Genomic DNA, 12,081 nt, shown 5'->3' with positions numbered 1-12,081 from the left:
GCACCTTCTCCCCCAGGTTCCCGCCTTGACCGAGTTCTTCCAGCACCTCGTGAACGGCGTCTCCGTGGGCACGATCTACGCCCTGATCGCCCTCGGCTACACGATGGTGTACGGCGTCTTGAAGCTCATCAACTTCGCCCACGGCGACGTGTACATGGTCGGTGCGTTCTCCGGCTATTACCTCGGCACGGTCGGCGGCGGAGGGCAGCCGTCGTTCATCCGCGCCGCCTACATCACCCTCGGGGCGATGATCGTCTGCGGGCTGCTCGGGTACGTGATCGAGCGGTTCGCGTACCGGCCGCTGCGCGACCAGGCGCGCCTCACCTCGCTCATCACCGCCATCGGCGTCTCGTTCCTGCTCGAGTACGGCTTCCAGCTCACGCCGTGGTTCCGGGAGCCGGTGCCGTTCCCGCCCGGGCCGAGCCCGCGGTTCTTCCCGACGCTCCTCGACTTCGGCCCGGCGCCCTCGCTGGAGTTCCTGGGCGTGACCGTCCCGAAGATCGACGCGCTCGGCCTGGTCCTCGCCCTCGCCCTCATGCTCCTGCTCCAGCACATCGTCTACCGGACGCGCTTCGGCACCGCGATGCGCGCCGTCTCCTTCGATCCGCAGGTCGCCGGGCTGATGGGGATCCCGGTGAACCGGATCATCTCGATGACCTTCGTCCTGGGCAGCGCGCTCGCCGCCGCGGCCGGCATCATCAACGCCTCCTCGCGGCCGAAGATCGAGCCGCTCTTCGGGCTCATGTCGGGGCTCAAGGCCTTCGTGGCGGCGGTGCTCGGCGGCATCGGGAACGTGCCGGGCGCGATGGCCGGGGGGCTGCTGCTCGGCGTCACCGAGGAGTACGTCGCCGGCTACACCAGCTCGTCGTACCGGGACGCGATCGCGTTCGCGGTGCTCATCCTCGTCCTGCTGCTCCGGCCCGAGGGGCTCTTCGGGCGGGCGACGGTGGAGAAGGTCTAGTGACGCGCGCGAGAGCTCTCCTCCGGTCCTTCCTGCCGTTCCTGGTCGGGTTGCCGATCCTCGTCGTGCTCGAGGCGGTCACGCCGCCGGACTTCTCGCTCATCCTGGTGAGCGTGGGCGTGAACGTCATCCTGGCGGTCTCGCTCAACGTCGTGAACGGGTTCACCGGCCAGTTCTCCCTCGGCCACGCAGGCTTCATGGCGGTCGGGGCGTACACCGCGGCGAAGCTCACCACCGCCCTGGCGGGCGTCGAGCTCCCCTTCCTCCCGCAGGTCCTCTCCGACCAGATCTTCTTCGCGCTGGCGCTCTCCGCGGCCATGGCCGCCGCCGCGCTGGCAGGCGTCCTCGTGGGGATGCCCTCCCTCCGGCTGCGCGGCGACTACCTCGCCATCGTGACGCTGGGGTTCGGCGAGATCATCCGCTCCGTCATCGAGAACCTGAAGGCGCTGGGGCAGGCCACCGGCCTCTCGGGCCTGCCGGCCCGGACCAACCTGGTCTGGGTGGGGATCTCCGTCATCGCCACGGTGGTGATGGCGTACCGGCTCGCCACCTCCACCCAGGGCCGCGCGCTGTTCGCGATCCGCGAGGACGAGATCGCGGCCGAGGCGATGGGCGTGGACACCACCGGCTACAAGGTGCGAGCCTTCGTCATCTCCGCCGCCTACGCCGGCCTGGCCGGCGCGCTCATCTCGCACGCCATCCTCCTGGCCACCCCGCGCATGTTCACCTTCGTCCGGTCCATCGAGGTGGTGGTGATGGTGGTCCTGGGCGGCCTCGGCTCGATCACGGGCTCGGTGGTCGCCGCGGCCCTCCTCACCGTCGCCCTCGAGCTGCTCCGGGAGTTCCAGGCCTACCGCATGGTCGTCTACGCGCTGCTCCTCATCGCGCTCATGCTGCTCCGCCCCCAGGGGATCTTCGGGACGCGCGAGCTGTGGAACCTCGCCCTGTTCCGGCGCCTGTTCCGGAGCCCGCGCCTCGCGGCGGCGGCGACGTCCGGCGCCTCGCCCACCGAGATCCGCGACGACTCCACCACCGGGGGGGCGGTATGAGCGCGCCGCTGCCGCTCGAGGCGAAGGACGTCACCATGCGGTTCGGGGGGCTCAAGGCCCTCTCCACCTTCAACCTGGTGATGCAGCCCGGGGAGCTGGTCGGCCTCATCGGGCCGAACGGCGCCGGGAAGACCACCGCGTTCAACGCCCTGACCGGCGTGTACACGCCCACCGAGGGCGAGGTGCGGGTCTCGGGCATCCGGGTGAACGCGGAGCGCCCGCACGACATCTGCGTCCGCGGCGTCGCCCGGACCTTCCAGAACATCCGGCTCTTCAGGCAGCTCACCGCGCTCGACAACGTGCGGATCGCCTGCCACGCCGGGGCGAAGAGCGGCTTCTTCGACGCGCTCTTCCTCACCGCGCACCACCGCAGCGAGGAGGCCCGCATCCTCGCCCGGGCGGAGGAGTACCTCGAGGTGATGGGGCTCTCGCACCGGCGCGACGAGATCTCGCGGAACCTGCCCTACGGCGAGCAGCGCCGCCTCGAGATCGCCCGGGCGCTCGCGACGGGCCCCAAGGTGCTCTGCCTGGACGAGCCGGCCGCCGGCATGAACGCCGCCGAGAAGATCGAGCTCATGCAGCTCATCCGCGGCATCCGCGACCGGTTCGGCATCGCCATCCTCGTCATCGAGCACGACATGCGGCTCGTGATGGGGGTGTCCGAGCGGCTCCTGGTGCTCGATCACGGGGTGACCATCGCGCAGGGCAAGCCGGATGCGGTCCGGAAGGATCCGAAGGTGATCGAGGCCTACCTGGGCGACGCGTACCTCGAGGAGAAGCGGATCGCGCTCGGGTCCGAGGGGGCGGAGCGATGAGCGACGCGGGGCCGATCCTGGAGGTGAAGGACCTGCGGGTCCACTACGGCGCCATCGAGGCGCTCCGCGGGATCTCGCTGGAGGTCTCCGACGGGCAGGTGGTCGCGCTCATCGGCGCCAACGGGGCGGGGAAGACCACCACGCTGCGCGCGGTGTCCAGGATGCTCCGGCCGAGCGGCGGCCAGGTGCGGTTCCGGGGCGAGGACGTGACCCGGCTGCCGTCGCACGCGGTCGTCGCCCGGGGGATGGCGCACGCGCCGGAGGGGCGGGGCATCTTCCTGAACCTCTCGGTCCGGGAGAACCTCGATCTCGGCGCGTATCTCCGCAGGGACCGGGCCGGGATCGCCAGCGACGTCGAGCGGGCCTACACGCTCTTCCCCATCCTCGCCGAGCGCCGCGCCCAGGTGGCCGGCACCCTCTCCGGCGGCGAGCAGCAGATGCTCGCCGTCGCCCGCGCGATGATGAGCCGGCCGAAGCTGATGCTGCTCGACGAGCCGTCGCTCGGGCTCGCGCCGCAGGTGGTCGAGCGGATCTTCGGCGTGCTGCGCGAGGTGAACGCGTCCGGCGTGGCCCTCCTCCTCGTCGAGCAGAACGCCCACAAGGCGCTCCAGCTCGCGCACCGTGCGTACGTCCTCGAGACCGGCACCGTGGTGATGCAGGGGACCGGGCGCGAGCTGCTCGCCTCGCCGGAGGTCCGCAAGGCGTACCTCGGCGAGTGACGGCGCCCCCGCCCGCGTCGCCGCGGGCGGGCGTGGACGAGCGTCAGGCGACCTTCGCCACGGTCCCGCCCGTCAGCGCGACGAGCTGGGCGGGCGTCAGCCGGAACACCGCGTGCGGGTGGCCGGCGGCCGCCCACAGGGCGTCGAGCCGGAGCAGGTCCTCGTCGATCAGCGTGACCAGCGGCGTGGCGTGCCCGACGGGCGGGACGCCGCCGATGGCGAAGCCGGTCCGCTCGCGCACGAACGCGGCGTCGGGCTTCTCCACCGCCTCGTGCACCAGCGCGCCGACCCGCGCCACGTCCACGCGGTGGCCGCCGCTCGCGACCACCAGCACCGCCCGCCCGCTCGGCCGGGCGGCGAAGACCATCGACTTCGCGATCTGCTCGACCGCGCAGCCCAGCGCGGCCGCGGCCTCGGCCGCGGTCCGGGCCGACTCCGAGAGCTCCTGCACGACCAGGTCGAAGCCGCGCGCGGCGAGCGCGTCCTGCACCCGCTGCGCGCTCGGTTTGAGCGCCATGGCGCCCGAAGGTGCCAGAGCGCGGGGCGCGTGTCCACGCGCGGGGCGGCGGGTTATATTGAGCCGATGTCGCTCGCGTCGTCTCGCCGGGCGCAGGGCCGGGAGTTCCTGGCCGGCTGCCGCGACGAGCTCCCCATCCTCCTCGGCGTCGCGCCGTTCGGCATGATCTACGGCCTGCTCGCCCTGGACGCCGGGCTCCCGGCGTTCGCCGCCCAGGCCATGTCGTCGGTGCTGTTCGCCGGCTCGGCGCAGCTCGTCGCGACGCGCCTCATCCGCGAGGGCGCGCCGGCGGTCGTGCTGGTGGTGACGGTGCTCGTCGTGAACCTGCGCCACGCGCTCTACAGCGCCTCGGTCGCGCCGCGCATCAAGCACCTCGGGATGGGCTGGAAGGCGCTCCTCTCGTACCTCCTCACCGACGAGGCCTACGCGGTGGTGGCCTCGCGCTACGCCCGCGACGGCGACCGCGCCGACGTGTCGCCGCACCGGCACTGGTACTTCCTCGGCGCCGGCCTGACGCTCTGGGCCGCCTGGCAGTGCAGCACCGCGGCGGGGGTGTTCCTCGGCGCGGCGGTGCCGCGGCGCTGGGGGCTCGACTTCACGCTGGCGCTCACCTTCATCGCGCTCGTGTTCCCGGCGCTCGAGGACCTGGCCACCACCGCCGCCGCGATCGCCGCGGGGATCCTCGCCGTGCTGGCGGTGGGGCTCCCCTACAAGCTCGGCCTGGTGCTCGCGGCGGTGGTCGGGATCGGCGTCGGGCTCGTCGTCGAGGCGAGGCGGACGTGAGCTGGCTCCCCGTCCTCGCCGTCGCCGGGCTCGTCACCTTCGCGACCCGGGCGTCGTTCATCGCGCTCCTCGGCAGGGTGGACCTGCCGCCCGTGCTCGGGCGGGCGCTGCGCTTCGTGCCGCCCGCCGTGCTCTCCGCCATCATCTTCCCGGAGGTGCTCCTCCACGACGGCGCGCCCGATCTGCACCTCCGGAACGTGCGCCTCCTCGCCGGCGTCATCGCCGCCGTGGTCGCCTGGCGGACCCGGAACGTGGTCCTCACCATCGCGGTGGGGATGGCCGCGCTCTGGACGGCGCAGGCGGTGCTGGGGGCGTGACGGAGGCGCGCTCGGCACCATCACCGTCATTCACTCGTCACCCCGTCACCGTCACCGTCACCGTCACCGGCTCGTCGTGTCCCGTGACCCGGCTCCCGTGGCCGGTGGCCCGGTTCCCGTGGTCCGATCGATGACCGCGGGCGACGCTCTCGCCGATCGACGTGTACCGGCGCCTGTCCGTGCACCGGCCTCGACGTGGCCCTGACTCGACGGGCTACGGGCCACGGGCAACGGGACGGGGGACACGGGCACGGGGATCGGTCACGGGCACCGGCACGGCCACGGGGGGCCGGCGCGGCAGCCGACGCGGCGCCCCTCTACCCGCGCGCCTTCCCCCCGAGGTAGGCGGCCTGCACCTTCGGATCCGAGGCGAGCTCCGCGGCCGGGCCCTCCAGGACGATCCGGCCGACCTCCATCACGTAGGCGCGGTGCGCGAGCTTGAGCGCGGCGCGGGCGTTCTGCTCGACGAGGACCACGGTCACGCCCGCCTCCTCGTTGATCGTGCGGAGCGTGCGGAAGATGCTCTTCACGAGGAGCGGGGCGAGGCCGAGGGAGGGCTCGTCGAGGAGGAGCACGCGCGGCTTCGCCATCAGCGCCCGGCCGATGGCGAGCATCTGCTGCTCGCCTCCGGAGAGGGTGCCGGCGAGCTGGGCGCGGCGCGCCTCGAGCACCGGGAAGAGCCGGTGGATCCAGGCCTGGCTGGCGGCGATCCCGTCCCGGTCGGTCCGCGTGAAGGCGCCCAGGTCGAGGTTCTCCTGCACCGTCAGCGTGCCGAAGATGCGCCGCCCCTCCGGCGCCTGCGCGATGCCGAGCCGCACCCGCTCGTGCGCCGGGGTGCCGTCGGCGGGCCGGCCGTCGAAGTAGATCTCGCCGCCCGAGGGGCGCAGCAGGCCGCTGATGGCCCGGAGGGTGGTGGACTTGCCGGCGCCGTTCGCGCCGAGGAGGGTGACGATCTCCCCCGCGTGCACGGCGAGGTCGATCCCGTGCAGCGCCTCGACGTTGCCGTACTTGACGCGGAGCCCGCGCGTCTCGAGCAGCGGCGCGGCCATCACGCGTCCTCCGTGCCGAGGTAGGCCTCGATCACCTTCGGGTCCCGCTGGATGGCGTCCGGCGGGCCCTCGGCGATCTTCTCGCCGTACTCGAGGACCACGATGTGCTCGCACGCGCGCATGACCAGGCTCATGTCGTGCTCGATGAGCAGGGTGGTGACGCCGCGCGCCCGGATCCGCGCGATGAGCCCGACCAGCTCGTCCGTCTCCTGCTCGTTCATGCCGCCGGCCGGCTCGTCGAGGATGAGCAGCTTCGGGTCGGCCGCGAGGGCCCGGGCGATCTCGAGGCGCCGCTGGTCGCCGTAGGCCAGGTTCTTCGCGAGCTCCAGGGCGCGGCCGCCCAGCCCGACGAACTCGAGCTCGCGCACCGCCCGGGCCGCGGCCTCGCGCTCCTCGCGCGCCTGCCAGGGCGGGCGGAGGAAGGCGGCGAGCGCGCCGGCGCGCGTCCGGCAGTGCCGACCCGCGAGGACGTTCTCCACCGCCGGGAGCTGCTGGAACAGCCGCACGTTCTGGAAGGTGCGGGCGATGCCCGCGCGCACGATGGCGTTCGTGCGCATCCCGCCGATGGCGCGCCCCTCGAAGCGGATCGTCCCATGGTCGGGGACGTAGTTGCCCGTGATGAGGTTGAAGGTGGTGGTCTTGCCCGCGCCGTTCGGGCCGATGAGCCCCACGACGGAGCCGGCGGGGACGTCGAAGGAGACGTCGCCGACGGCGGTCAGGCCGCCGAAGCTCTTCGTGACGTTCCGGAGCTCGAGGAGCGCGCTCACGGAGCGTCCTCCGCGCGCCGGAGGTCGGACTCCTTGAAGCGGAGGAGCCGGTAGGGGAGGAGCCCCTGGGGCCGGAAGACCATCATCACCATCATCACGAGGCCGAAGACGAGCAGCCGGGCGCTCGCGAAGCCGCGGAACAGCTCGGGCAGGATCACCACCAGCGCGGCGCCGAGCATCACCCCCGGGATCGAGCCCGCGCCGCCGAGGATCACCATGAGGAAGATCACCACCGACTCCCAGGAGCCGAATGACTCGGGGGAGATGATCGTCATCTTCGCCGCGTACAGCGTGCCGGTCATGCCGGCCCAGGCGGCGCCGAGGGCGAACGCGAGGAGCCGGTACCGGGCGGTGTTCACCCCGCTCCCCTCCGCGGCGATCGGGTCCTCCCGCAGGTAGTTGAGCGCCCGGCCGAAGCGCGACTGCTCGAGGCGGTGGAACAGGAAGACCGTGACCGCCACGAACGCCCAGATCAGGTAGAGGAACTCCTGCGGCTTCCGCGAGGTGAGGCGGTGGCCGAAGATCGTCGGCCGGGAGATGCCGAAGAGGCCGTTGGCGCCGCCGGTCAGGCCGAAGACGTCGTTCACGAGGGCGATCCGGACGATCTCGCCGAGCCCGATCGTCACGACGAGGAGGTAGTCCCCGCGGAGGTGGACGACGGGGCGGGCCACGAGCGCGGCGAAGAGCGCCGCGACGAGCGCGCTCGCGGGCAGCGTCCAGAGGATGGGGATCTCGAGCCGCGTGTTGAGGATCGCGGAGGTGTACGCGCCGACGGCGTAGAACGCGGCGTGCCCCATGTTGAAGAGGCCGGCGTCGCCGAGGATCAGGTTGAGGCTCAGGGCGAGGAGGACGTACAGCCCGACGCTGTTCAGCACGTCGATCCAGTACGCGTTCAGCGCGAGCGGCGCCGCGGCGACGGCGGCGGCCGCGATCGCGTAGGCGATCCCGAGGCCGCGGGTCATGGTGCGGTTCGGCATGATCAGATCTTCTCCGCCACGCGCTCGCCGAGCAGCCCGGAGGGGCGGACGATCAGGATGAGGATCAGCACGCCGAACGCGAACGCGTCCTTCCAGGCGAGGGAGAGGTACGCCGCGCCGAAGGCCTCGACGAGGCCGAGCAGGAGCCCGCCGACCATCGCGCCCGGGATGTTGCCGATGCCGCCCAGGATGGCGGCCGTGAACGCCTTCATCCCGTAGCTCCAGCCCATCGTGAAGCCGACCTGGCCGTAGTAGAGCCCCACCAGGAGGCCGGCGCCGCCGCCCAGGGCCGGGCCGATCACGAACACGAGCCGGACGACCCGGTTCACGTCGATCCCCATCAGGCTGGCGGCGTCCTGGTCGATGGCCGCGGCGCGCATCGCGGTGCCGGTCCGGGTCTTCTGCACGAAGACGTAGAGGCCCGCCATCATCACCACCGCCACCAGCACCACCACGATCCGCATCACCGGCACGTCCAGCCCGAGCAGCCGGATCGACGCCTGCGGGAGGATGTCCGGGTAGACTTGGTACCGGGCGCCGTAGACCAGCATCAGCGCGTTCTGGAGGAAGATCGAGGCCCCCAGGGCGGAGACCACCGCGGAGAGGCGCGGCGAGTCCCGCAGCGGCCGGTAGGCGGCGCGCTCGAGGACCACCCCGACCACCGCGATCAGCCCCATCACCATCACCGCCAGCACGAGCAGGCCGAGCGCGAGGCCGAGCCGGCCCTGGAGGGCGAACGAGGTGAGGAGCGTCAACCCCAGGTAGGCGCCGAGGCTGAAGAGGTCGCCGTGGGCGAAGTTGATGAGCCGGAGCACCCCGTACACCATCGTGTAGCCGAGGGCGATGAGCGCGTAGATGCTTCCGACGGCGAGGCCGTTCGTGAGCTGCTGGAAGAATTGCTCCATGGGATCCGATGCGGGGCGCGCGGGGCCCGCGGACGGGCCCCGCGCGCGAGAGGCGGCAGACTACCCTATTTCTGGAGGACGAAGCTCCCGGAGGGGGAGACCTCGTAGACGCGGTACAGCTCGCCCACCCGGTCGCCCTTGCCGTTGAAGGCGATCTTGCCGGTGAAGCCCGGGAAGTCCTTCAGCCCGCCGACGAGGACCTGGCGGAGCTTGTCCGGATCGGTGGACCGGCTCGTCTCGATCGCCTTCGCGATCACGCGGAAGCCGTCGGCCGCGAGCACGCCGTAGATCGAACTCGGCGCCTCGCCGTACCGCTTCCGGTAGGACGCCACGTAGGCGCGGGCCTCGGCGGTGTCGAGGTCCTTGGGCACCGGGGGCGACAGGAAGCGGAAGCCGGCCGCCGCGTCCTTCCCGGCGATCTTCACGAGGTCCGGGTTGTTCACGGCGTCCCCGCCGATGAAGGGCACCTTCCAGCCCATCTGCCGCTTCTGCTTGAGGAGCAGCCCGGCCTCCGGGTAGTAGCCCGTGAAGAAGACCACGTCCGGCTTCGCCGCCTTGAGCCGGGTGAGGATCGCCGAGTAGTCCTGCTCCTTCGGCGTGAGGGCGTCGAAGAAGACGACGTTCGCCCGGTGCGCCCGGAGCGTCGCGGCGATCTCGTCCGCGAGCCCCTTCGCGTAGGCGGAGCTGTCGTGGAGGAGCGCGATGCGCTTCGCGCCGCCCTTCTCGAGGACCGCGGCGCCGACCCGGCCCTGCTCGTCGTCGCGCGGGCAGGTGCGGAAGAAGTACTTGAGGCGCTTCTCGGTGAGGCGGACGGCCGTGGAGCCGTTCGCCACCTGGACGATGCCGGCCTCGTCGAGGATGGCCTGGGTGGCCTCGGTGACCGCCGAGCCGTAGGTGCCGACGACGGCCACGACGCCGCGGGTGGTCAGGCGCTGCGCCGCGAGGGAGGCGGTCCGGGGATCGCCGCCGTCGTCCTCGACGACGATCTCGACGCGCTTGCCGAGGAGGCCGCCCCGGGCGTTCTGCTCGGCGGCGAGCAGCTCGACGTTCCGCTTCATCTCCTGGCCCTCGCTGGCCCACGAGCCGGTCAGCGGAGCCATCAACCCGATCTTGATCGCGTCCGCCGCGCGGGCGGAGCCGAAGGCCAGCAGCGTCGCCGCCACGGCCAGTCGCATCGAAATTTTCACTTGGATCTCCTGAACCGAGAGGGAGCGACATTTCAGCACCCCCGGGCCGAAGCGGGAAGGGGAGAAGTGCAGTCGGGCCGGCCGCGTTCGCGTTCACGTGCGTGCACGGCCCCACCTCCCGGGGATGTCAGCGTCGGCCCTCGCCACAAACCGAACCCGAACCCGTATCCGTACCCGTGACCGTGACCGTGACCGATCCCCGTGCCCCGCCTCCCGCCTCCCGTGTCCCTTGGCCCGTGATCCGACGGCATCGGACCGCGGGGAACCGGACCGCGGGGAACCGGACCGCGGGGAACCGGACCGCGGGGAACCGGACCACGGGGAACCGGACCACGGGGAACCGGACCACGGGGAACCGGACCACGGGGAACCGGACCTCGGGGAACCGGACCACGGGGAACCGGACCACGGGGAACCGGACCGCGGGGAACCGGGCCGCGGGGAACCGGACCGCGGGATATCGGGCTACGGGCCACGGGACGCGGTTCACGGGCACGGAGAGGCCGGTGACGGTGACGGTCACGGCTCACGGGTGGCGGCGCCCTGCTCTGGACCCCCGGGCTTCAGCCCGCTACCGCCCGGCCGCTGGGCCGCCTCGCTCGCGACGCGGCGGGCACCCGCGCCGGCCCCCCGTCCCCGGCCGTGCGGCGAGGCGCCCGCGGGCGCCTCCCACGCTTGACCACCCGCGCCGAGGGTGGCTTGCTTGGGGGTGGTACGACGTGTCACCCTGCCCCGCCTGCGCCGCATCCTCTTCGGCGGCGAAGCCCGCTTTGCGCCCCGTCCCAACCAGGAGGCCCACCATGAGAAGGGCAACCCTCTTCGTCCCCGTCCTCTCGCTGCTCGCCCTCGGCGGCTGTCACCGGTCGTCCTCGTCGAAGCCGACCACGGTCAAGCTCGGCGTGTTCGAGCCCCTGACCGGCGCCAACGCCGCCGGCGGCGCGATGGAGGTCGAGGGCATCAAGCTCGCGAACGCCCTCTACCCGACGGTCAAGGTGGGCGGGAAGGAGCTCCCGATCGAGCTCGTGGTCGTGGACAACAAGTCCGACAAGGTCGAGGCGGCCAACGCCGCCCAGCGGCTGGTGGACCAGGAGAAGGTCGCGGTGGTCCTCGGCTCCTGGGGCTCGTCGCTCTCGATGGCCGCCGGCCCGATCGTGAAGGAGAAGAAGGTCCCGGCGATCGCGCTGTCCGCCACGAACCCGCTCGTCACGAAGGGGAACGAGTACTACTTCCGCGTCTGCTTCATCGACCCGTTCCAGGGCACGGTGATGGCGAACTACGCCGCCAAGGACCTCAAGGCGAAGAAGGCGGTGATCATCCGCGAGGTCTCGAACGACTACTCGGTCGGGCTCGCCCGGTTCTTCGCGGACAGCTTCAAGAAGCTGACGGGCGACCAGGGCGCGATCCTCGCCGAGCTGAACTACAACACCAACGACCAGGACTTCACCGCGCAGCTCACGACGCTCAAGTCGATGAAGCCGGACGTCATCTTCGCGCCGGGCAACTACACGGAGAGCGCCCTCATCATCAAGCAGGCCCGCGAGCTCGGCATCACCACGCCGTTCCTCGGCGGCGACACGTGGGAGGCGCCGGAGTTCGTGGACGTCGGCAAGCAGGCGGTCGAGGGGGCGGTGCTCTCCACCTTCTTCGCCACCGAGGTCCCGATCACGGACACCAGCAAGACCTTCCTCGACGCGTACCGCAAGCAGTACGGCAAGGAGCCCGCGGCGGTGACCGCCCTCGGCTTCGACGGCTACCTCGTGGCGCGGGCCGCGATCGAGAAGGCGGGCACGCTCGACGGCGCGAAGCTCCGCGAGGCGCTCGTCGCCACCAAGGCGTTCCCCGGCGCCGCCGGCCTCATCACGTTCGACGAGAACCGCGACGCCACGAAGAGCGCCGTGATCAAGACGGTGAAGGGCGGGAAGTTCACCTACCTGACGACCGTTCAGCCTTAGCCTAGCCCCGTCGCGGGGGGGGGGGGGGGGGGGGGGGGGGCCGCCCCCCCCCCCCCCGCCCCCCCCCCGCCCCGCGGCGCGGC

The 12,081-nt window shown here is 72.1% G+C and carries 13 protein-coding genes; 7 read left to right on the top strand and 6 right to left on the bottom strand.

The features are described from left to right. Positions 1-25: 25 nt before the first annotated feature. From MNZ27_RS09170 to MNZ27_RS09155, 4 genes are read left to right on the top strand one after another with little or no spacing between them, the layout of a single operon-like run. A complete protein-coding gene (locus tag MNZ27_RS09170) occupies positions 26-961 on the top strand; it encodes a branched-chain amino acid ABC transporter permease (RefSeq protein ID WP_242393746.1) in 936 nt (311 codons plus the stop codon). Then, the gene (locus MNZ27_RS09165; protein WP_242393745.1) at positions 961-2,010 is read left to right on the top strand and encodes a branched-chain amino acid ABC transporter permease; all 1,050 of its coding nucleotides are present in this window, start codon (positions 961-963) and stop codon (positions 2,008-2,010) included. Before MNZ27_RS09170 ends, MNZ27_RS09165 begins: the two co-directional genes overlap by 1 nt. Further along, entirely contained in the window at positions 2,007-2,825 is an 819-nt protein-coding gene (locus MNZ27_RS09160; protein WP_242393744.1) for an ABC transporter ATP-binding protein, read from the top strand. The genes MNZ27_RS09165 and MNZ27_RS09160 overlap by 4 nt, the downstream gene beginning before the upstream one ends. Then, the gene (locus tag MNZ27_RS09155) at positions 2,822-3,544 is read left to right on the top strand and encodes an ABC transporter ATP-binding protein (RefSeq protein WP_242393743.1); all 723 of its coding nucleotides are present in this window, start codon (positions 2,822-2,824) and stop codon (positions 3,542-3,544) included. Before MNZ27_RS09160 ends, MNZ27_RS09155 begins: the two co-directional genes overlap by 4 nt. A 43-nt stretch (positions 3,545-3,587) precedes the next feature. On the opposite strand, the gene MNZ27_RS09150 is transcribed toward MNZ27_RS09155, so the two are convergent. Continuing rightward, complete coding sequence (locus tag MNZ27_RS09150) at positions 3,588-4,061, bottom strand: YbaK/EbsC family protein (protein WP_242393742.1); 474 nt, start codon at positions 4,059-4,061, stop codon at positions 3,588-3,590. 66 nt (positions 4,062-4,127) lie between these two features. On the opposite strand from MNZ27_RS09150, the gene MNZ27_RS09145 reads away from it, so the two are divergent. Together MNZ27_RS09145 and MNZ27_RS09140 are read left to right on the top strand one after the other, a co-directional pair. Continuing rightward, positions 4,128-4,844, top strand: a complete 717-nt coding sequence (locus MNZ27_RS09145) for an AzlC family ABC transporter permease (RefSeq protein WP_242393741.1) — start codon at positions 4,128-4,130, stop codon at positions 4,842-4,844. Beyond that, on the top strand, positions 4,841-5,161 hold the full coding sequence (locus tag MNZ27_RS09140; protein WP_242393740.1) for an AzlD domain-containing protein: 321 nt from the start codon (positions 4,841-4,843) through the stop codon (positions 5,159-5,161). The genes MNZ27_RS09145 and MNZ27_RS09140 overlap by 4 nt, the downstream gene beginning before the upstream one ends. Before the next feature lie 317 nt (positions 5,162-5,478). Here the strand turns inward: MNZ27_RS09140 and MNZ27_RS09135 are convergent, their stop codons facing one another. The 5 genes from MNZ27_RS09135 to MNZ27_RS09115 form a co-directional block, all read right to left on the bottom strand. Continuing rightward, positions 5,479-6,210: an ABC transporter ATP-binding protein gene (locus MNZ27_RS09135; protein ID WP_242393739.1), complete on the bottom strand. Its 732-nt coding sequence runs from the start codon at positions 6,208-6,210 to the stop codon at positions 5,479-5,481. Next, positions 6,210-6,977 (bottom strand): ABC transporter ATP-binding protein, encoded by a 768-nt coding sequence (locus MNZ27_RS09130; RefSeq protein WP_242393738.1) that lies wholly within the window; start codon positions 6,975-6,977, stop codon positions 6,210-6,212. The genes MNZ27_RS09135 and MNZ27_RS09130 overlap by 1 nt, the downstream gene beginning before the upstream one ends. Then, positions 6,974-7,954 carry a branched-chain amino acid ABC transporter permease gene (locus MNZ27_RS09125; RefSeq protein ID WP_242393737.1) on the bottom strand — a complete coding sequence of 327 codons (981 nt, stop codon included), beginning with the start codon at positions 7,952-7,954 and terminating at the stop codon, positions 6,974-6,976. The genes MNZ27_RS09130 and MNZ27_RS09125 overlap by 4 nt, the downstream gene beginning before the upstream one ends. Positions 7,955-7,956: 2 nt before the next feature. Next, positions 7,957-8,859 carry a branched-chain amino acid ABC transporter permease gene (locus MNZ27_RS09120; RefSeq protein ID WP_242393736.1) on the bottom strand — a complete coding sequence of 301 codons (903 nt, stop codon included), beginning with the start codon at positions 8,857-8,859 and terminating at the stop codon, positions 7,957-7,959. Between the two features lie 65 nt (positions 8,860-8,924). Then, positions 8,925-10,034, bottom strand: a complete 1,110-nt coding sequence (locus MNZ27_RS09115) for a branched-chain amino acid ABC transporter substrate-binding protein (protein ID WP_242393735.1) — start codon at positions 10,032-10,034, stop codon at positions 8,925-8,927. A gap of 812 nt (positions 10,035-10,846) precedes the next feature. Between MNZ27_RS09115 and MNZ27_RS09110 the strand changes: the two genes are divergently transcribed. Beyond that, positions 10,847-11,998, top strand: a complete 1,152-nt coding sequence (locus tag MNZ27_RS09110) for an ABC transporter substrate-binding protein (protein WP_242393734.1) — start codon at positions 10,847-10,849, stop codon at positions 11,996-11,998. Positions 11,999-12,081: the final 83 nt, after the last annotated feature.

This window comes from Anaeromyxobacter oryzisoli (genome assembly GCF_022690765.1).
In the GTDB taxonomy this organism is placed as follows: domain Bacteria; phylum Myxococcota; class Myxococcia; order Myxococcales; family Anaeromyxobacteraceae; genus Anaeromyxobacter; species Anaeromyxobacter oryzisoli.
Note: the sequence above shows the minus strand (reverse complement) of the source record. Positions and strands in the feature narration are given on the sequence as shown.

Excerpts from the sequence above, each read along its gene's own strand:
- MNZ27_RS09160 (WP_242393744.1), top strand. The coding sequence starts at position 2,007 with ATGAGCGCGCCGCTGCCGCTCGAGGCGAAGGACGTCACCATGCGGTTC.
- MNZ27_RS09120 (WP_242393736.1), bottom strand. The coding sequence starts at position 8,859 with ATGGAGCAATTCTTCCAGCAGCTCACGAACGGCCTCGCCGTCGGAAGC.
- MNZ27_RS09115 (WP_242393735.1), bottom strand. The coding sequence starts at position 10,034 with ATGCGACTGGCCGTGGCGGCGACGCTGCTGGCCTTCGGCTCCGCCCGC.
- MNZ27_RS09110 (WP_242393734.1), top strand. The coding sequence starts at position 10,847 with ATGAGAAGGGCAACCCTCTTCGTCCCCGTCCTCTCGCTGCTCGCCCTC.
- MNZ27_RS09125 (WP_242393737.1), bottom strand. The coding sequence starts at position 7,954 with ATGCCGAACCGCACCATGACCCGCGGCCTCGGGATCGCCTACGCGATC.
- MNZ27_RS09155 (WP_242393743.1), top strand. The coding sequence starts at position 2,822 with ATGAGCGACGCGGGGCCGATCCTGGAGGTGAAGGACCTGCGGGTCCAC.
- MNZ27_RS09150 (WP_242393742.1), bottom strand. The coding sequence starts at position 4,061 with ATGGCGCTCAAACCGAGCGCGCAGCGGGTGCAGGACGCGCTCGCCGCG.
- MNZ27_RS09145 (WP_242393741.1), top strand. The coding sequence starts at position 4,128 with ATGTCGCTCGCGTCGTCTCGCCGGGCGCAGGGCCGGGAGTTCCTGGCC.
- MNZ27_RS09135 (WP_242393739.1), bottom strand. The coding sequence starts at position 6,210 with ATGGCCGCGCCGCTGCTCGAGACGCGCGGGCTCCGCGTCAAGTACGGC.